Source organism: Thermococcus sp. JdF3 (assembly GCF_012027495.1).
In the GTDB taxonomy this organism is placed as follows: Archaea; Methanobacteriota_B; Thermococci; order Thermococcales; family Thermococcaceae; genus Thermococcus.
The window spans coordinates 372,282-388,804 of sequence record NZ_SNUK01000001.1; the positions used below are offsets into that span (position 1 = coordinate 372,282).

General features: G+C 55.2%; 22 protein-coding genes and 6 tRNA genes. 19 read left to right on the plus strand and 9 right to left on the minus strand.

Going from position 1 to position 16,523, the window contains the following annotated elements; all coding sequences use genetic code 11:
- Positions 1–3: 3 nt before the first annotated feature.
- The 9 genes from rplM (at position 4) to E3E42_RS02005 (ending at position 3,400) form a co-directional block, all read left to right on the plus strand.
- Entirely contained in the window at positions 4–432 is a 429-nt protein-coding gene (rplM, locus tag E3E42_RS01965; RefSeq protein WP_058938242.1) for a 50S ribosomal protein L13, read from the plus strand.
- A gap of 11 nt (positions 433–443) precedes the next feature.
- The gene (locus tag E3E42_RS01970; RefSeq protein WP_058938241.1) at positions 444–851 is read left to right on the plus strand and encodes a 30S ribosomal protein S9; all 408 of its coding nucleotides are present in this window, start codon (positions 444–446) and stop codon (positions 849–851) included.
- A gap of 35 nt (positions 852–886) precedes the next feature.
- Positions 887–1,084, plus strand: a complete 198-nt coding sequence (locus E3E42_RS01975) for a DNA-directed RNA polymerase subunit N (RefSeq protein ID WP_167902403.1) — start codon at positions 887–889, stop codon at positions 1,082–1,084.
- 16 nt (positions 1,085–1,100) lie between these two features.
- Positions 1,101–1,178, plus strand: a tRNA-Pro gene (locus tag E3E42_RS01980).
- 52 nt (positions 1,179–1,230) lie between these two features.
- Positions 1,231–1,404 (plus strand): DNA-directed RNA polymerase subunit K, encoded by a 174-nt coding sequence (locus E3E42_RS01985; protein ID WP_014012520.1) that lies wholly within the window; start codon positions 1,231–1,233, stop codon positions 1,402–1,404.
- Between the two features lie 6 nt (positions 1,405–1,410).
- A complete protein-coding gene (locus tag E3E42_RS01990; protein ID WP_167902404.1) occupies positions 1,411–2,436 on the plus strand; it encodes a hypothetical protein in 1,026 nt (341 codons plus the stop codon).
- Between the two features lie 13 nt (positions 2,437–2,449).
- Complete coding sequence (gene rpsB, locus E3E42_RS01995) at positions 2,450–3,055, plus strand: 30S ribosomal protein S2 (RefSeq protein ID WP_167902405.1); 606 nt, start codon at positions 2,450–2,452, stop codon at positions 3,053–3,055.
- A 40-nt stretch (positions 3,056–3,095) separates the two neighbouring features.
- A tRNA-Leu gene (locus E3E42_RS02000) sits at positions 3,096–3,183 on the plus strand.
- A 58-nt stretch (positions 3,184–3,241) separates the two neighbouring features.
- Positions 3,242–3,400, plus strand: coding sequence for a 50S ribosomal protein L40e (locus E3E42_RS02005; RefSeq protein WP_014012517.1), 159 nt, complete (start codon positions 3,242–3,244; stop codon positions 3,398–3,400).
- Positions 3,401–3,502: 102 nt separating this feature from the next.
- On the opposite strand, the gene E3E42_RS02010 is transcribed toward E3E42_RS02005, so the two are convergent.
- Entirely contained in the window at positions 3,503–3,832 is a 330-nt protein-coding gene (locus E3E42_RS02010; protein WP_167902406.1) for a PadR family transcriptional regulator, read from the minus strand.
- A gap of 107 nt (positions 3,833–3,939) precedes the next feature.
- Here E3E42_RS02010 and E3E42_RS02015 point away from each other — a divergent pair, with 107 nt between their 5' ends.
- The 3 genes from E3E42_RS02015 (at position 3,940) to E3E42_RS02025 (ending at position 5,702) form a co-directional block, all read left to right on the plus strand.
- Complete coding sequence (locus E3E42_RS02015; RefSeq protein WP_058938237.1) at positions 3,940–4,239, plus strand: FUN14 domain-containing protein; 300 nt, start codon at positions 3,940–3,942, stop codon at positions 4,237–4,239.
- Between the two features lie 25 nt (positions 4,240–4,264).
- Positions 4,265–5,575, plus strand: coding sequence for a lipopolysaccharide biosynthesis protein (locus E3E42_RS02020; RefSeq protein ID WP_167902407.1), 1,311 nt, complete (start codon positions 4,265–4,267; stop codon positions 5,573–5,575).
- 39 nt (positions 5,576–5,614) lie between these two features.
- A tRNA-Leu gene (locus E3E42_RS02025) sits at positions 5,615–5,702 on the plus strand.
- A 164-nt stretch (positions 5,703–5,866) separates the two neighbouring features.
- On the opposite strand, the gene E3E42_RS02030 is transcribed toward E3E42_RS02025, so the two are convergent.
- Positions 5,867–5,944 (minus strand) — tRNA-Arg (locus E3E42_RS02030).
- Between the two features lie 70 nt (positions 5,945–6,014).
- Between E3E42_RS02030 and E3E42_RS02035 the strand changes: the two genes are divergently transcribed.
- A complete protein-coding gene (locus E3E42_RS02035) occupies positions 6,015–6,464 on the plus strand; it encodes an Lrp/AsnC family transcriptional regulator (RefSeq protein ID WP_058938207.1) in 450 nt (149 codons plus the stop codon).
- Here E3E42_RS02035 and E3E42_RS02040 read toward each other — a convergent pair.
- The 5 genes from E3E42_RS02040 to E3E42_RS02060 are packed head-to-tail and all read right to left on the minus strand — an operon-like array spanning position 6,450 to position 9,640.
- Positions 6,450–6,776 carry a hypothetical protein gene (locus E3E42_RS02040; RefSeq protein WP_167902408.1) on the minus strand — a complete coding sequence of 109 codons (327 nt, stop codon included), beginning with the start codon at positions 6,774–6,776 and terminating at the stop codon, positions 6,450–6,452. The genes E3E42_RS02035 and E3E42_RS02040 overlap by 15 nt on opposite strands.
- Positions 6,777–6,781: 5 nt before the next feature.
- Positions 6,782–7,498, minus strand: coding sequence for a phosphoribosyltransferase family protein (locus E3E42_RS02045; RefSeq protein ID WP_058938205.1), 717 nt, complete (start codon positions 7,496–7,498; stop codon positions 6,782–6,784).
- A gap of 54 nt (positions 7,499–7,552) precedes the next feature.
- Positions 7,553–8,053, minus strand: a complete 501-nt coding sequence (locus E3E42_RS02050; RefSeq protein ID WP_167902409.1) for a YkgJ family cysteine cluster protein — start codon at positions 8,051–8,053, stop codon at positions 7,553–7,555.
- 4 nt (positions 8,054–8,057) lie between these two features.
- On the minus strand, positions 8,058–8,297 hold the full coding sequence (locus tag E3E42_RS02055) for an Lrp/AsnC family transcriptional regulator (RefSeq protein WP_167902410.1): 240 nt from the start codon (positions 8,295–8,297) through the stop codon (positions 8,058–8,060).
- Positions 8,294–9,640 carry a signal recognition particle protein Srp54 gene (locus E3E42_RS02060; RefSeq protein WP_167902411.1) on the minus strand — a complete coding sequence of 449 codons (1,347 nt, stop codon included), beginning with the start codon at positions 9,638–9,640 and terminating at the stop codon, positions 8,294–8,296. The genes E3E42_RS02055 and E3E42_RS02060 overlap by 4 nt, the downstream gene beginning before the upstream one ends.
- Before the next feature lie 449 nt (positions 9,641–10,089).
- Between E3E42_RS02060 and E3E42_RS02065 the strand changes: the two genes are divergently transcribed.
- The 5 genes from E3E42_RS02065 to E3E42_RS02085 all read left to right on the plus strand — a co-directional run bounded on the left by E3E42_RS02065 (position 10,090) and on the right by E3E42_RS02085 (position 14,934).
- On the plus strand, positions 10,090–10,953 hold the full coding sequence (locus tag E3E42_RS02065; protein WP_167902412.1) for a damage-control phosphatase: 864 nt from the start codon (positions 10,090–10,092) through the stop codon (positions 10,951–10,953).
- 74 nt (positions 10,954–11,027) lie between these two features.
- On the plus strand, positions 11,028–11,237 hold the full coding sequence (locus E3E42_RS02070; protein ID WP_167902546.1) for a hypothetical protein: 210 nt from the start codon (positions 11,028–11,030) through the stop codon (positions 11,235–11,237).
- A gap of 90 nt (positions 11,238–11,327) precedes the next feature.
- Positions 11,328–12,629: a hypothetical protein gene (locus tag E3E42_RS02075; RefSeq protein WP_167902547.1), complete on the plus strand. Its 1,302-nt coding sequence runs from the start codon at positions 11,328–11,330 to the stop codon at positions 12,627–12,629.
- 40 nt (positions 12,630–12,669) lie between these two features.
- Entirely contained in the window at positions 12,670–13,473 is an 804-nt protein-coding gene (mtnP, locus tag E3E42_RS02080; RefSeq protein WP_167902413.1) for an S-methyl-5'-thioadenosine phosphorylase, read from the plus strand.
- A gap of 123 nt (positions 13,474–13,596) precedes the next feature.
- The gene (locus tag E3E42_RS02085; RefSeq protein ID WP_167902414.1) at positions 13,597–14,934 is read left to right on the plus strand and encodes an NAD(P)/FAD-dependent oxidoreductase; all 1,338 of its coding nucleotides are present in this window, start codon (positions 13,597–13,599) and stop codon (positions 14,932–14,934) included.
- 189 nt (positions 14,935–15,123) lie between these two features.
- On the opposite strand, the gene E3E42_RS02090 is transcribed toward E3E42_RS02085, so the two are convergent.
- A tRNA-Gly gene (locus E3E42_RS02090) sits at positions 15,124–15,201 on the minus strand.
- Positions 15,202–15,307: 106 nt separating this feature from the next.
- Here E3E42_RS02090 and E3E42_RS02095 point away from each other — a divergent pair.
- Positions 15,308–15,385 (plus strand) — tRNA-Arg (locus E3E42_RS02095).
- 54 nt (positions 15,386–15,439) lie between these two features.
- Here the strand turns inward: E3E42_RS02095 and E3E42_RS02100 are convergent.
- Entirely contained in the window at positions 15,440–16,522 is a 1,083-nt protein-coding gene (locus E3E42_RS02100; protein WP_167902415.1) for a tol-pal system YbgF family protein, read from the minus strand.
- Position 16,523: the final 1 nt, after the last annotated feature.

A 16,523-nucleotide genomic window follows, 5' to 3' on the forward strand; every position in this document is an offset into this window, starting at 1 on the left:
GCCATGAGGATAATTAACGCTGAAGGACTCATACTCGGAAGGCTCGCCTCGAAGGTCGCCAAGATGCTCCTTGAGGGCGAGGAAATCGTCATAGTCAACGCCGAGAAGGCCATCATCACCGGAAACCGCGAGGACATCTTCGCCAAGTACAAGCAGAGGACCGGACTGAGGACCAGGACCAACCCGAGGAAGGGTCCGTTCTACCCGAAGAGGAGCGACGAGATAGTCAGGAGAACCGTCAGGGGAATGCTCCCCTGGAAGACCGACCGCGGAAGGAAGGCCTTCAAGAGGCTCAAGGTTTACGTCGGCGTTCCGAAGGAGTTCGAGGGCAGGGAGCTTGAGACGATAAGCGAGGCCCACAGCTCGAGGATCGCAACCCCGAAGTACGTTACCGTTGGCGAGGTTGCCAAGTTCCTCGGTGGAAAGTTCTGAGGTGAGAGAAGATGAAGGTCATCCAGACTGCTGGTAAGAGGAAGACGGCCATCGCGAGGGCCACCATCAGGGAAGGAAAGGGTCGCGTCAGGATCAACCACAAGCCGGTTGAGATAATCGAGCCGGAGATAGCGCGCTTCACCATCATGGAGCCGCTCGTCCTCGCCGGAGAGGAGATAGTTGGCAAGGTTGACATAGACGTCAAGGTCGAGGGCGGAGGCTTCATGGGACAGGCCGAGGCCGCTAGGGTTGCCATAGCCAGGGCTCTCGTCGAGTGGACCAATGACATGAACCTCAAGGACAAGTTCATGAAGTACGACAGGACCATGCTCGTCGGCGACAGCAGGAGAACCGAGATGCACAAGCCCAACCGCTCGACCAAGGGTCCGCGTGCCAAGAGGCAGAAGTCCTACCGCTGACCGCTTTCCTTTAATATTCGGAGAAGGTGATACGGGTGATAGTCCCCGTCAGGTGCTTCACGTGTGGAAAGGTCATAGGAGATAAATACTACGAGTTTAAGGCCCGCGTTGGGAAGGGCGAGGATCCCGAGAGGGTGCTCGACGACCTCGGGATCGAAAGATACTGCTGCAGGAGGACCCTCCTCAGCCACGTCGAGCTCGTGGATAGCGCCATGAAGTACAGGGTGTATTAAAAACCGCACTTCTTGGGGGGCCGTGGGGTAGCTTGGTCTATCCTCCCGGCTTGGGGTGCCGGAGACCCGGGTTCAAATCCCGGCGGCCCCACCAAATGTTTGCAGTGGATGTTTGATGCGGAATGTGGAAGGCAGGGGTGGTAGTCATGTTTAAGTATACCCGCTTTGAGAAGGCCCGTATCATCGGAGCAAGGGCCCTCCAGATAGCGATGGGTGCGCCCATACTCATCGACGTCCCGGAAGGAATCACGCCGCTCGACGCCGCGATGCTCGAGTTTGAAAAAGGAATAATCCCGCTCACCGTAATAAGGCCGAGCTGATGAGAGATGACCGTGATAGAGAACGTGATCGGCAGGGTTGCGGTGCTCAAGGGTGGCAGATACTCCGTTGAGGTAGACGTTGTGACGAGCTCCGGCTTCGGCCGCTTTGCCGCGCCCGTGGACGAGAACCCGGGCCTTTACATAGCGGAGGCCCACCGGGCAGTCAGTGAGGTCGACGAGATAATAGGGCCGGAACTCATAGGATTCGACTCGAGCGAGCAGGAGCTCATAGACAGCTACCTCTGGGAGATAGACGGCACCGATAACTTCAGCCACATTGGGGCCAATACTGCGCTGGCAGTCTCGATGGCGGTTGCCAAAGCCGCTGCCAGCGTCAAGAGAATGCCCCTCTACAACTATATCGGTGGCACATTCACCACCGAACTTCCTGTGCCCATACTTGAGATTGCGAGCGGTGAGGCCTTCGACTACTACGTCATGGTCAGGGACCTCATGGAGATAACCGACGTCGTCGATGCGGTTAACAAGGTCCTTGAACATGCAGAGGCCGGAACGGTGGAGGCCTTCTCGAAGGCCACCGAGAAAGCAACCGACGAACTCGGCCTCGAGGTTGCCCTCGGCCTCGTGCAGAGGGTTCCAATGGATATGGAGGAAGTGCTCTCCGTAGTCGAGGACAACAACGTGGCCTACATAAAGCCCCTCGGCGATGAGGAGCTGTTCCTTGAGCTGATAGCAGGTACCCACGAGGTGTTCGTTGACGGCGAGCACCTCTTCCGCGAGAAGGACATACTGGACAGGCGCTACTACAATGCCCTATCGATAAAGCCGATAAACCTGGGCACGCTCACCGACTTATACAACCTCGTGAACGACGCGAAGTCGGAGAGGATAACCCCCATCCTCGCGGAGGCTCGCTACGAGTCCTCCGACGAGGCCCTGGCCCACGTAGCCGTGGGCCTTCGCTGTCCGGCGATGGTGCTCCGCAAGGATTCCATCGCCAAGCTGAACGAGTTGATTCGCATAGCCGAAGATTTGGGTGAAAGGGGTAGGATAATAACCTTTGAAGGATGAGGAGGTGTGAAAAATGGAGGAATACCTCGTTCCACTCGACCAGTACCTTGCCGCCGGTGTCCACATCGGAACCCAGCAGAAGACCCAGGACATGAAGAGGTTTATTTACCGTGTCAGGCAGGACGGCCTCTACGTGCTTGACGTCAGGAAGACCGACGAGAGGCTCAGGGTCGCCGGCAAGTTCCTCGCCAAGTTCGACCCCGAGAACATTCTCGCCGTCAGCGTCAGGCTCTACGGCCAGAAGCCGGTCAAGAAGTTCGGTGACGTTACCGGTGTCCGCTCGATACCCGGCCGTTTCCTCCCGGGAACCATGACCAACCCGCAGGTCAAGAACTTCATGGAGCCGGACGCCCTCATAGTCACCGACCCGAGGGCCGACCACCAGGCCATGAAGGAGGCCATCGAGATTGGCATACCGATAGTGGCCCTCGTCGACACTGAGAACTTCCTCAGCTACGTTGACGTTGCGATCCCGACCAACAACAAGGGTAGGAAGGCCCTTGCTCTCATCTACTGGATCCTCGCGAGGGAGATACTCTACAACAGGAAGGAGATCGAGAGCAGGGAGGACTTCAAGGTTCCGGTCGAGGACTTCGAGATGAGGATTATCAGGACCTGAGGGGAAGATTTTTAACGCCCCTCGCTTTACACTCCCTCGCGCGGGGGTGCCCGAGCCTGGCCAAAGGGGGCGGACTTAAGATCCGCTGCCGAAGGGCTACGCGGGTTCGAATCCCGTCCCCCGCACCAAAGCTTTAAAAGCCGAGTCGTGTAGGTGAAGACGGTTTAGGATCATGAGGTGATCACGATGGCGAGATTCCCCGAGGCTGAGGCCAGAATCTTTAGGAAGTACGTGTGCATGCGCTGCGGTGCCACTAACCCGTGGAAGGCCAAGAAGTGCAGGAAGTGCGGCTACAAGGGTCTCCGCCCGAAGGCGAGAGAGCCGCGCGGTGGAATGGGACGCTGAAGTCCCAATCTTTTGCTTCCTATTTCTACGCTTCTCAGTTCTATGCTTTTCTGGAGAACCCTTCAGAAACGCAAAAATTATTTGCGGGCGAGGTTGCCCCCTTCAGACACCTTTCAGCTTCTCAACCATGTCCTCAAGAAAAGCTATTCCATCCTCAAGGAGCCTCTCTCCCTCAGGGGTGAGCTTGTAGTACTTCCTGGAGGGTTTTCCCGTCTGGCTCTCCTGCCACTCCGCGGTAACGTACCCATCTTTCTCGAGCTTGTAGAGGACAACGTATGAGCTGACGGTCGCGGGCTCGAAGTTGAATGCCTCCCTTATCCTCTCTTTCAGTTCGTAGGCGTACATGGGCCTCTCCCGCAGTAGCCGGAGTATGTACAGCCAGAGAACCTCTTTAGTTATCTTGTTCTTGAGCCTTTCCATGGGGGTTGTCATGCTCTCACCCGACTTTTATGATCTGTAAATATTTTGGCTCCGTTTAATTTAAACGTTTTGGCAACAAGTTTTTATCCGATGAAGTGCAAGGATTTTAGGGTGGTAGAATGGAGTTCGACCTGAACGCTATGATGGGCGACATGGGAGTTGGGGCGGTGGTTGGGTTTGTAACCGGCTACGCCGTCAAAAAAATGATGAAGCTGGCACTTGCCCTCATCGGTGCCTACGTTGCCAGTTTGCTGTGGCTTGAACAGAAGGGTGTCCTCATAATCGATAAGGACAGACTCTTCAATCTCGTTGGCGACTGGACGCACGAAATAATGACCGCGAGCCAGAAGTTCATAGCTCTCCTGCCCGGTACCGCCGCTTTCGCTGGAGGCTTTGCGCTGGGATTCCACAAAGGTTAAAATCCGGCACCTGTTTATTATTTCCATGAGCTATGAACGTAGGGTCCTGCTACGTCACTCCCTGGCTTCCATAGTTGCCCTTGGAATAACGGGCCTCAGCAGGTTCCTGTATAGTGTAATAATAGCCAGACGGTTTGGTGTGGACGTTCTTGGAACGGCCAATTCACTCATCTCAAAGGCGTTTTTTGTGGCAATACCGCTGAGCTTTTTTGCGGTGGCCCTCGGTAAGTATTCCTCGGAGTTCCTTGGGAGGGATGACATAGATGCCGTGCGTTCCATTACCCTGCCCGCGTTTTTGATGCCCGTTATTGGATTGTTGCTCCTTCCGTTTAACATGTACCTTTCCCTGCTGGCTGTCTTCCGCGCCGTTCAGCTGACCTTTCGGAGCTTCCTGTACGGGATTCACCGGGGGGAGCACTACGCGTATGTGATAGTGGTCTCCTTCATTGGATTTGCCTTAGGATTCCTTGTTCCCGATGTCTTTGCGCCATACCTGGTTTTCCTGGGCGTTATAGCCTTTGTCTCCGCCGTGTACCTATGGGTCGCTGGCTTTGTGGTACGGCCTCGCTGGGAATACCTCAGGCTGATGGTTACGTATTCCTCTTTCGCTTTCTTGGGAACCCTGTCGGGGGTCTTTCTGGTTCAGGGACCCTACTTCATGAGCGAGCGTCTTCTTGGGTCTGAGGCTGCTGGAGAGGTGTCCGCTGTTCTCTCCGCAGTTTTTTTGCTGACGTACATCCCCCAGGTTCTTCAGTCCGCGATAATGCCGATGTTCTCGTATAAACACGGTCGGGCCGAGAGAGGATACGTTAAAAACCTGGCGGAGGAGGTTACGGAGTTTATAGTGTTAATCACTGGGAGTCTGGTTTTCATCCTCATGATTTTCGGCAGGGAAATTCTGTCAGCGGTCTTTGGATTTGAAATCGGCCCATCTTTCTACCTGGCCCTGATGGCCATTGAAATTTATGTGGCGTACAACCCAAGTATAGTGGCCCTCAACTCCACTGCCTACGTAAAACGCGGGACCCTGGTTTCTCTCCTTGGAGCGGGGGTGGCTCTCGTTTCATGGTTCCTTCTGGTGCCAGTTACGGGGTCTGTGGGTGTGATGGGGGGTCTTTTATTGGCGTATGCGACCATCCTTGCCGGCGTGGTTTATTACTCAAAGAGCTTGCTTGGGATCTCTCCCTATGTTTATCTTCCCCTCATTGCCGCACTGATTCTCCAGGCGAGTGTTTTCGTATCAAAGTACCTTCTCCTGATGGCGTTTGGAGTGTTCCTCTTTCTTGAGTTGCCAGTAGTCAGGTCTTTGCTTGAACTGATTCGTGGTGTTAGTTAAGTTTATAAGTTTTCGACGGTTTATACACTCTGCCACGGTGCGGGGGTTGCCGAGCCTGGTCAAAGGCGGTGGACTCAAGATCCACTCCCGCAGGGGTTCAGGGGTTCAAATCCCCTCCCCCGCACCACAGTTCCTTTTCAAGAACGTGTTCTGGCGCCTTTTGGAAAGTTCCCCACTTTGAAGGGTGTTGTTTGTTGAAAGAATTAAGCGGTGATAGGTTGCGCGCCTCCATATCAGGGGTCAAGATGGGGGTGTGAATTTTTGAATTCGGACTCAACGCAGAACAGGTTATGGCGGACCGGCGGGGATTCGAACCCCGGACCTGCGGCTTAGGAGGCCGCCGCCCTATCCTAGCTAGGCTACCGGTCCACTGCCCGCTATTCCCTCCAAGGGAAGGGTATTTAAAGTTTACGGTCTACTCGGGAGGGGGTGGGATACGGTGGACGAACTTGACCTAAGGATACTCTCACTGCTTCAGGAAAACGCCCGCCTGTCGTACCGTGAGATAGCGCGGGAGCTCAAAGTGGCCGTTGGAACCGTGTACAACCGCATCAAAAAGATGGAGGAGGAGGGTGTAATCAGGGGATTTGCCCCGATCCTTGACTACGAGAAGCTTGGCTTTGGGCTGACCGCGGTTATAGGTGTCAAGGCCCAGGGGAGGCGCATCCTGGATATAGAGCGCGAGATAGCCAAAAACGAAAGGGTAATGCTGGTCTACGACATAACCGGTGAGTTCGATATAGTCCTGGTGGCGAAGTTCAGGGACAGGGCAGACATGAACCGCTTCGTTAAGTGGCTGCTCTCTCTCGATGGGGTGGAAAAAACGAACACGAGCGTTGCGATGCAGGTGGTTAAAGAGGACACGAGGCTAAAGCTAACGGAGGACTAGAACCTCGTCCAGGAATCGCTTCGCAAAGTCGTCGAAGCTCTCAACCGGAAGGATGACTTCCTTCCCGTTGACTTTGCCCTCAAAAATCAGGTTTCTCGCCGTTATCTCCAGTATCTTTTTGAAGTCGGGGTTTTCCGCGATGGTGTTCCTGAGAACCCGCGTGAACTCTGCCTCCTCCGCGTGCCGCACCACTCCCTCTATGACCACCTCTTTCCCGCACTCTTCCTCGGTGCATCTGAATTTAAAAGGGAGGCCGGGTTCGACCTCCACCGGAATCGTCAGGCCGTCGGCGTTGTATATGAACACCTTCATGGGAATCACTCCAGCCTTATGAGGCTCTCCACGGGGATGCTGTACTCCTCACGCAGCCGCTCTATAACGTCCCCGACGCTTATGAGGAAGAACATCCCGACGGGCTTCGCCCCCGCCTGCCGGCACATCTCCAGGAGCGCCCTCTGCGTCTCGCCGCTCCTTATGACGTCGTCAACTATGAGGACGTTTTCGCCCTTCTTGAGGGCCCACTGCGGGAGGTACAGCGTCGTGACGCTTCCCGAGGCGCTCGGCACGTAGCTGACCTCGTAGAACTTCTCAACACCGACTTCCTTCTTCTTCTTGGCGTAGACAACATCGACGTTCAGCTCCCTCGCCACGTGGACGCCGAGGGCTATTCCGTCCGTTGCGGCTGTGAGGACCCTATCGACGTTCTTGTCCATGTACCTGCTCGCCACGTCCTCCGCTATGAGGCTCATCAGGGCCGTGTCGCTGAGGACGGGCATGTTGTCAAAGAACCCGTACTCGTCGAATTTTATCCTCTTCCTGACCTCCTCCTCTACGTTGATGTACGGGAGGAGCAGACTGAGGAGCTCCTTCGTTCTCTCGGCGCTCGGCAGGACCTTTCCCCTCACGTACCTGTTCAGCACGGTGATGGGGAGGCCGGTTATCTTGGAGAGCTCCTCGTAGGTGTAGGTCTTCTTGAGCAGTCTGAGCACCCTGACCAGTCTCAGCTTCTCCTGCACGGACTTCAGCTGACTCATGCTCTCACCTCCGGTGCCCCTGAATTAACAAGAAAATGTATAAATAGGTTTCGGTCACTCCCGGCTCTTCACAACTTTCCTGCGGTACTCTTCCACAACGTCGCCGTACTCCCTGAGGAGGAACCCCTTCGTCACGGGCTCCCCCTCGGGATGGTCGATGCCGGGGCAGAAGGAGTCCTGTTTGACGTAGATTTCCATCTTTTTTCCGTGCTTCACGAAGACGAATGGGTAGAGCCTGCACGCGAGGGGTCGGTGGTCGTAGATTTTGCAGCGCATGGTCTCGGGATCAAGGAAAACGCAGCCCCCGTCGAAGGGACGCTTTTTGAGGGCGTAGCTGAGGAACTTGTCCCCGCGGTAGAACATCTTATCGTAGTCCACGAATTCCCAGGCACTGTAGCCCAGTTCCTCTATCCTGGCTATATCCTCATCCCGGATGGGTATCTCCAGCTCGTAGCAGCATTTCCCGCAGTTTTCGAGGCACTTAAATTTAAAGGTGGGGTCGTGCTCGACCTCCAGGGTCTCGAGGTCGATGGTGGCGACCCACCGCCTCTCCAACCCCTCACCCCCTGTAGGAGCTCGCTATCAGCGTCTCCGTCATTTCGATGTTCTTTATCCTCCTCAGAACCTCGTCGTGGAACCTGTCCAGCTCATCTATGCTGCCGACCTCCACGCGGAGAATCAGGTCGTACTCCCCATAGACCCTGTATATCTCGTTTATCTTCTCGTTGCCCCGGAGTATCTCATAGACCTTCTCCTCGGTTCCGGGCTTAACAACAACCAGGACAAACGCTTCCATCATATTCCGAACCCCCCGAAGTTAAACCTCTTGGCCATCTTGGCCAGCTTCCTCTTGTCCATGCTCTTGAACATCTTCTTCATCTGATTGTACTGGTTGAGGAGCTCCCTTACTTCGGCGGTGCTGGTTCCCGAGCCGCGGGCTATGCGTTTGATCCTCGAGTAGTTGATTATCTCCGGGTGCTCGAGCTCCTCCTCGGTCATGGAATCCATGATTATCCTGTACCTCCGGAGCTTCTCCTCACCCACCCTGACGGCGTCATCCGGCAGGGAGTAGCCCAGTCCCGGGATCATCTGAAGAACCTGCTTCAGCGGTCCCATCTTCTGCATCGCCTCGAGCTGGGCGTACATGTCCTTCAGGTTGAACTTACCCTTGAGGAACTTCTCCAGGTCTTCCTCGCTGACGGCCTGCTGTTTCTGGAGCTCCTCGAGCTTCTCCAGAAGTCCCTCGATGTCTCCCATTCCCAGGAGCCGCGAAACAAAGCGCTTCGGGTCGAAGGCTTCGAGGTCGTCTATCCTCTCGCCAACACCGATGAACTTTATCGGGGCGCCAGTTGCGGCGACGGCCGAGAGGGCCCCACCCCCCTTGGCCGAACCGTCGAGCTTGGTGACTATTATCGAGCCTATTGGCGTTGCCTCTTTGAATGCCAGGGCCTGGTTATACGCCTGCTGCCCGATTGTTCCGTCTATGACAAGTATGACCTCGTGGGGCTTTATAGCCTGGCTTATCTGCTTCATCTCCTCTATAAGGCCGGACTCCTCCTTGTGCCTTCCTGCGGAGTCAACGATTATGACATCCACGTCCTTTTCCCTGAAGTATTCGACGCCCTCGCGGGCAAGTTTGACCGCGTCCTTCTCCTCGGGATCGCCGGAGACCTCTATTCCGTACGGTTCGAGGAGCTGCTTGAGCTGGTAGTAAGCGCCCGGACGCCAGGTGTCCGAGCAGACGACACCCACCTTATAGCCCCTCTTCTGGAGGTGCCTCGCAAGTTTCGCCACGCTGGTTGTTTTACCTGAACCCTGGATTCCAACGGTGAGCAGGACGGTGGGCTTCTCCTTCACCTCGAGGGGCTTGGCCTCCTTTCCGAGAAATTTGGTCAGCTCCTCGTAGACTATCTGGATTATGTGCTCCTTCTTTGAGGCTCCTGCAGGGGGCTCCTCCTCAAGGGCCCTCTTTTCTATGGTTTTGGTCAGCTGGAGAACGAGCCTTACGTTAACGTCCGCCTGGATGAGTGCCCTCTGTATATCTCGCACTACCTCCTTTATCGTCGCCTCGTCCACGGTCTTCGAGCGGGCGAGCTTTTTCAGGGCGCTGTTCAGTGCCTTCCCAAGCTTCTCTAGGGCCATTTTCTCTCACCGTAGTGATGGCGTCTCCAAAGTTTATAAACAGTTGGGTCGGTTCCCGGAACAATGCAATGTTCTAATGTGCGCTTTCTCCATAATCGGGAACGTCAGAGCAGATTTCATCGAACATATATGTGCATTTAACTACAAAGGCGGACGACGCTGCTTTTTTGAAGGAGTAAAGAACTCTAGAGGTCATTTGTGGAAATTTGCGGGCCGACAAAGCTTTTAAACCTCTACAGAACCATATATTACTGGGAATGGCGGAACGGAGGTGACACAGATGATGTGGATGGCCCATCTGTACGGGTACATGCTCGAGAGGGAGATGGAGAGGAGGAAGCGTAAGTCCATCCCCGAGGAGCTCGCGTACGTTGAAACGCTGAGGGCTTGATGGTTGAATCATCCCTCACTTTAATAAGGTGCGGTTCTATTTTTACCCCGGTGGTGTCATGAGGATTCACTACGAGTGCATTGCCTGTGCTGTTAATCAGGCTCAGAAAATAACAGAAATGAGTGCAGGAGACTTTGAAAAGCGCAGGAGGGCCATGCTTTTCGTGGCTGGAAAACTCGGTGAGCTCTTCGGAGAGGATTCTATTCCCGCGGTGAGCGGGGGCATGCTATTCCTTGAACTGTACCGCTTCCTTGGGGACGATGACCCGTTCAGCGGTTACAAGGAGACCTCCACAAAGCTGGCCCGAAGGGCGGCCGGGGATCTCGGGGTTCCCGGGGACTTCAAAACCGCCCTCAAGCTGGCGATAGCGGGCAACATCATAGACTTCGCCGTTGGCTACGACCCCTCAAAGATAGAGAAGGACATCATTGGAGTAACCGGGGAGGAGCTTAGCATAGACCACAGCGATGAGCTTCTCAGGGCGCTCGAGAACGCCGGGGTGCTGCTCTACCTCACCGATAACTGCGGGGAGGTGTACTTTGACAGGTTGTTGCTCAAGTTCATACGCGGGAGATTTCCTGGCCTGAGGATATACGTGGCCGCGAAGGACGGCCCAATAATCAATGACGCCACGGTCGGGGACCTGCTGGAGGCGGGGTTCGACGAGTTTGCTGGGGTCGTCTCCACGGGCTCCCGGCTCCCTGGTACTCCCCTGGAATACGCCTCCGAGGAGTTCCGGAGAATCTTCAACGCCGCCGACGTCATAATTGCCAAGGGACAGGCCAACTTTGAGACCCTGAGCGACTTGGGGGACAGTAGGGTGTTCTTCCTCCTCAAGGCCAAGTGCCCTCCAATCGCCCGCGAGCTTGGTGTCGAGAGGGGCTCACTGCTCTGTGTGAGGGGCGGAAAAATAGACGATTGACGATATTATCTTTGACGAATGTCTATTAGAAACCTTTTTATATTTTCAAGTGGTATATGCTCATGGTGATATCTATGACAACGATAATTCGGAAAGATGCGGAAAGGTTTTTGAGGGAGTTAAAGGCTCATTACGGCGATGCCTGGAGGATGCCGCGCAGTAACTACCTGTCCAAGCCAGATTTTGTTGTGGTCGACCCCAAGAGCGGCAAAAAGACAAAAGTAAGCTTCGTTTCCCTTGACGATGGTGAGGTCGTCGGTGTCGTTTACGACGACCTTGGCTGAACTTTCGCTTTTTGACTAATTGTGCCTGTTCTGTTTTGACCGTTGGAAACCATTAAATACTTCCGTGTCGTAAATTTTCCGGTGGAAATAATGGCGGCTGACGTTTATCGCGAGGCTCTGCGACTGGCCTCCGACATAAGGGATAAGTATCTGCGAGCGGTTACCTACGCTAAAATTGGGTACTACATGTATCGGGTTAAAGACCCCGAATACAAAAGCGCTTTTAAGTACGCCGTAAATGCCGCGTCCATAATAGAGAATCCCGTAGTGATGGCAAAGGCCCTCATAGAGATCGCATTCTATTTGAATTCGGTAAACCCCAAAACCGCGATGAAGGTGTTTCAGCAGGCACATGATGCGATTGTTGGGTTTCCCCAGCCTGTGAGGGATGACCTGCTTCTGGAACTTGTATCGAAACTTCTGAACCTCGAGCGGATTGACGATGCGTTCTTTTATGCCGGTGACATTAAGGATCAGGTAAAGCGGAACGACAGTTTGCTCAAAATACTCGGGGCGTACCTCCAACGTGGCAACATGCGCAGGGCCAGACTTGTCGTTGAGGGCATTGAGGGTGAACCGTGGCACTCCATCGCCGCGGTTGAGACCATAAAAACCCACCTCAAAAGGGAGGAGTTTGGAAGCGCGATCAGGGTGCTCTCGGAGCTTAAGAGCGAGTACTGGCTTGGAGAGGCGATGAGGGAAGTTGCGGTTCATCTCAAACACTCCGACGTTCCGAAGGCCACCTACGAGAAGTTCGTTGATATAGCGCTGTCTCTCTCGGGCGAGACAGGTTTTGATGTGCTGAAATCCCTTCTTGTTGGGCTGGGCAACCAGGGGGAACTGGACTTTGTGATGAACATCGTGGAGAAGCTTCCCCCGGAGCAGCGCTGGGCCGTCCTTGAGGGCATAGTGGAAACCTCACTCGACAAGACAGACGTCCTCTCCGGACTCCTTGACCGTGTCGAGGGGGAAGAGTTTGAACAACTGGCCGGACGCATAATGGTGGGACTTCTCTCAGGGAACATCGATCGGAGGTACGTTGACCTGGTCAGGAGGATTGGAGACGCGACTAAAGACGACGCGGTCCGGGTCAAAGTCGCCACGTACCTCTCCAAGCTTGGAGACTTTGACGGTGCATGGGAATTCGCCTCCCGCGTTCGCGGCCACTACCTCCGCTCGTTGGCCTTTGGCAGCATAGCCGTGGCGAAGCTCAATGCAGGGGATATAGACGGGGCCATTGACGCCGCCCTCGAGGTGAAGGACGCCAAGTGGGGCTCCTGGCTTCTCAGCGAGATACTGACGAAGATACTGGAACTCCAGACTGATGGTGAGGTTAGGGAGGACATTGAGGAACGGGCGGAGTACCAGAGGGGGCTCTGGGAAAAGGGCTAACGTTTTAAGACCGCCGCCCTTTCATCTTCCAGGTGATGCTATGCCGAGGATAGCCATTATTGGAGGTTCCGGAGTATACGACCCCAAGCTGCTTCAGAACGTCAGGGAGGAGTTCGTGAACACCCCCTATGGAAGGGTCAGGGTGAAGATCGGGGAGTACGACGGGGAGGAGATAGCCTTCCTCGCGAGGCACGGTGAGGGGCACAGCGTTCCACCGCACAAGATAAACTACCGCGCCAACATCTGGGCGCTCTACGAGCTCGGTGTGGAGAGGATTCTTTCCACGTCTGCCGTCGGCTCCCTCAACGAGGCCATGAAGCCGGGTGACTTCGTCGTTCTCGACCAGCTTCTGGACTTTACCAAGACAAGGCACTACACATTCTACGACGGTGACGAGAGCCCCCACGACAGGAAGTTCGTTGCCCACGTCGATTTCACCGACCCATACTGCCCCGAGCTCAGGAAGGCACTGATAACTGCCGCCAAGGAGCTTGGCTTTGACTATCACCCAACGGGCACCTACGCCTGCATGGAGGGTCCGAGGTTCGAGACTAGGGCGGAGATACGGGCGCTCAAGATACTCGGCGCCGATCTGGTCGGCATGACCCAGTGCCCCGAGGCCGCCTTGGCTAGGGAGCTGGAGATGTGCTACGCCAGCGTCGCCATCGTCACCAACTTCGCCGCCGGCATAAGCACTCAGAAGCTCACCCACACCGAGGTCGTCGAACTTATGGCCAAGAAGAGCGAGGAGATAAAGTACCTCCTCATGAAGTCCATCAAGTACATCCCGAAGGAGAGGCACTGTGGGTGTAAGGACGCCCTGAAGGGTGCGACCGGGGAATGACTCCCCTGCTATTTTTTCTTCATCGCTGAAACCTTCAGTACCCGCGTTTTGAACCAGAGGTTAACGAAAGGTTAAAATCCTTTGGTGTGTAAATATAGCCGAAAACCTTTAGGGGGGTCTAACATGAAGTACGATGTTGTTATCATAGGAGCGAGCGCCGGGGGCCTGACCACAGCGATCTCGGCCCGGAAGTTCTACCCCGACAAAAGCGTTTTGGTCATCAAGAGGGAAGATATCGCCATGATTCCATGTGGCATCCCGTACATCTTTGGCACGCTGAATAGTGTTGACGATGACATTCTCCCGGTCGAGAAGTTCCTGGAGCCTCTTGGCGTGGACATATTGACGGATGAGGTTACTGAGATCGACCCGAGGGCAAAGCTCGTGAGGACTGCCTCAGGGAAGGAGATCGCCTGGGAGAAGCTCGTCCTTGCGACCGGTTCAAAACCCGTGAAGCCGGAGTTCCCGGGCTCGGAGCTGGAGGGAGTCTACACCGTCCCGAAAGACTACCGCTACCTGAAGGAGTTCCGCGAGAGGGTTAAAACTGCGGAGCGGGTCGTCATCGTTGGCGGCGGCTTCATAGCCCTCGAGGTCGGCGATGAGATAAGAAAGCTCGGAAAGGACGTGACGATTCTCGTGAGGAGCAGGCTCCTGAGAAGCTCCTTCGATAGGGAGTTCAGCGAGATGGTCGCGGAACGGCTTGAGGAGAGGGGCATAAAGGTCGTCTATGGGCAGGTTGAGCGGATCCTTGGTGGGGAAAGTGTCGAGCGGGTGAGGCTCATCGACGGAAGCGAGCTCCCCGCGGACCTCGTTATATTCTCCATCGGCTACCGCCCGAACGTTGACCTGGCGGTCAAGGCGGGCCTCAAGGTTACGCGCTACGGCATCTGGACCGACGAATACATGAGAACCTCTCACCCGGACATCTTTGCCGTCGGCGACTGCGTGGAGCACAGGGACTTCTTCACGGGCAAGCCCTACGGTCTGATGCTTGCTTCGACCGCCACCTTCGAAGCCAGAATAGCCGGTGCGAACCTCTTCAAGCTTCAGATAGTTCGCGAGAACAGAAGGACGATAGGCGTTTACTCCACCCACGTTGCGGGACTCACACTGGCCGCCGCTGGGCTGACGGAGGAGGCCGCCAAGAGGGAAGGCTTCGAGGTCATAGTTGGCTATGGAAAAGGCCCCGACAGGCATCCGGCGAAGTTCCAGGACACCTCGATAGTGACGGTTAAGCTCATCTTCTCCCGCGACAGGGGAGCGATACTCGGGGCACAGATAGCTGGTGGAAAGAGCGTTGGTGAGATGATAAACATTCTCGCCCTCGCGATACAGAAGAGACTCACCGCGAGCGAGCTCTACACCCTCCAGATAGCGACCCACCCGCTCCTAACGGCTTCTCCTGTTGGCTACCAGATACTCCAAGCGGCTGAGGATGCGTTGGCGAAGCTGAGAACCTGAGGGGTCGTGCGGTTTCACTTCCCTTTTGTTTGCTCTATTTGGAGAACACTTGAGCAACGCGTTTGCCGGGATCGGGTTTTCTTAGAAGGTGATTCTGCGGACTTACGCCGGGAACAAAAGTCACCCGCGGGAAGCTCCACAAAAGACGCACATAATACCTGCCCGGAAAGCCTTGCCGGAGAATTGGAATGGTGCGGTGGCCGGGATTTGAACCCGGGCCAGCGGCGTGGCAGGCCGCTGTCCTAGACCAGGCTAGACTACCACCGCACTCCGCGGCCCGTTACATACTCACCTGCGGGTGATTTATAAATCTTTCGGTCCCGCGGGACGGTTAAATTTATAAAGCGTTCTCCGGAAGGTTTAGCTGGCAAGTGCCCCGGTGGCCTAGTCTGGATAGGGCGCAAGGCTGCGGACCTTGAGGTCCGGGGTTCGAATCCCCGCCGGGGCGCCACAATCCCTGTTCTAACCGCTGACGTGTTTCCCCGAATGTCCCTTCAAAAAAAGTTCACGACTTAATGAGTGAACCCTTCTCTATGCGTTTTCCCAGCTCGAAGAGGCTTTTTGAGGTTTTTCTCAGGCCATCATCGCCGGTACGTTTAGCCTCGTTCAGCATTTCAAACGCCAGGAACTTCAAAATCCTGCCGAGCTTCCATTCATCCGTGGCCCAGAGAAGGGTTCTTCTAAGGAAGTCCTCCCTCACACCCTTCCTCTTTGTGGCTTCGTAGATAACCAAAAGTCTGGTCGCGGGGTTGTACACCTTGGAGAGATAGTACGGTATCCTGTTTTCGTCCTCGGGGTGAACCCCGATTAGTGCTGCCCCCAGCATGTCCGCTCGCACCAGTTCCTCGAATATCTTCTCGGCGGTCTCAACGTTGCCCCTTTTGAGATACCTCATTCCAATCTCTTCCAGCAGGGCGCTTCTCATGGGCTCGGCCAGCCCCTTGGCGAGTTTCCTTGCCCCCTCGAGGTCTCCCCCATCGATGAGCTTGAGTATGTACTCTGAGACGTACTCGGTTTTCTCGGTATTTTCCCCCGCGAAAACCGGCTTTGGGGGGGTTCTGCCCTCGAGCCTTTTTTCAAACCGCGGTATTATTCCCATCTTCATTTCGCCTTTGATCGGCAGAATTTTGGCGCCCGGCATTATCTTTCCGTCCTTGTACGCCAGTCCGTACGGGAGGGGCTTCAGATCCTCGATGTCGCGGTCAGTGAGATCGAGCTCACTCAGCCTTACCTCTGAAACGCCTTTCTGTATGATGCTCTTTGCGAGGTAGTTGCTCACAGTCCTAAATGCCTTTTTCCGTGTGAACTGATTTGTTATCATCCTCGCCGCCTCGAGGGCTGCTTTGAAGTTCCCCGCCTTTGAAAATAAATACGAGAGGGAGCGCAGGGCCTCGTCTCTTATGGTGGGGGCCACGATTCTTTGGGCTATCTCCAGGGCCCTCTCGGGGTTTTCGGCGTAGGCCTCGGCCACCCATTTGAAGGCGTAGTCGCGCCAGTATCTGTCGGTTATGTCCTCTGCAATGTTTAGGGCCTCTTCTCGTTTTCTCTCTGCCAGCAGGCTTTTGACGGTGAGGAGTTTTGTGTCCATA

What these genes read in the sequence shown, in the direction of transcription:
- E3E42_RS02010 (WP_167902406.1), bottom strand. Translation starts at nt 3,832, where the DNA reads ATGACAACCCCCATGGAAAGGCTCAAGAACAAGATAACTAAAGAGGTT.
- E3E42_RS02005 (WP_014012517.1), top strand. Translation starts at nt 3,242, where the DNA reads ATGGCGAGATTCCCCGAGGCTGAGGCCAGAATCTTTAGGAAGTACGTG.
- rplM (WP_058938242.1), top strand. Translation starts at nt 4, where the DNA reads ATGAGGATAATTAACGCTGAAGGACTCATACTCGGAAGGCTCGCCTCG.
- E3E42_RS02040 (WP_167902408.1), bottom strand. Translation starts at nt 6,776, where the DNA reads ATGAAGGTGTTCATATACAACGCCGACGGCCTGACGATTCCGGTGGAG.
- E3E42_RS02085 (WP_167902414.1), top strand. Translation starts at nt 13,597, where the DNA reads ATGAAGTACGATGTTGTTATCATAGGAGCGAGCGCCGGGGGCCTGACC.
- E3E42_RS02045 (WP_058938205.1), bottom strand. Translation starts at nt 7,498, where the DNA reads ATGAGTCAGCTGAAGTCCGTGCAGGAGAAGCTGAGACTGGTCAGGGTG.
- E3E42_RS02055 (WP_167902410.1), bottom strand. Translation starts at nt 8,297, where the DNA reads ATGATGGAAGCGTTTGTCCTGGTTGTTGTTAAGCCCGGAACCGAGGAG.
- E3E42_RS02100 (WP_167902415.1), bottom strand. Translation starts at nt 16,522, where the DNA reads ATGGACACAAAACTCCTCACCGTCAAAAGCCTGCTGGCAGAGAGAAAA.
- mtnP (WP_167902413.1), top strand. Translation starts at nt 12,670, where the DNA reads ATGCCGAGGATAGCCATTATTGGAGGTTCCGGAGTATACGACCCCAAG.
- E3E42_RS01985 (WP_014012520.1), top strand. Translation starts at nt 1,231, where the DNA reads ATGTTTAAGTATACCCGCTTTGAGAAGGCCCGTATCATCGGAGCAAGG.
- E3E42_RS02060 (WP_167902411.1), bottom strand. Translation starts at nt 9,640, where the DNA reads ATGGCCCTAGAGAAGCTTGGGAAGGCACTGAACAGCGCCCTGAAAAAG.
- E3E42_RS01970 (WP_058938241.1), top strand. Translation starts at nt 444, where the DNA reads ATGAAGGTCATCCAGACTGCTGGTAAGAGGAAGACGGCCATCGCGAGG.
- E3E42_RS02015 (WP_058938237.1), top strand. Translation starts at nt 3,940, where the DNA reads ATGGAGTTCGACCTGAACGCTATGATGGGCGACATGGGAGTTGGGGCG.
- E3E42_RS01990 (WP_167902404.1), top strand. Translation starts at nt 1,411, where the DNA reads ATGACCGTGATAGAGAACGTGATCGGCAGGGTTGCGGTGCTCAAGGGT.
- rpsB (WP_167902405.1), top strand. Translation starts at nt 2,450, where the DNA reads ATGGAGGAATACCTCGTTCCACTCGACCAGTACCTTGCCGCCGGTGTC.
- E3E42_RS02065 (WP_167902412.1), top strand. Translation starts at nt 10,090, where the DNA reads ATGAGGATTCACTACGAGTGCATTGCCTGTGCTGTTAATCAGGCTCAG.
- E3E42_RS02070 (WP_167902546.1), top strand. Translation starts at nt 11,028, where the DNA reads ATGACAACGATAATTCGGAAAGATGCGGAAAGGTTTTTGAGGGAGTTA.
- E3E42_RS02020 (WP_167902407.1), top strand. Translation starts at nt 4,265, where the DNA reads ATGAGCTATGAACGTAGGGTCCTGCTACGTCACTCCCTGGCTTCCATA.
- E3E42_RS02075 (WP_167902547.1), top strand. Translation starts at nt 11,328, where the DNA reads ATGGCGGCTGACGTTTATCGCGAGGCTCTGCGACTGGCCTCCGACATA.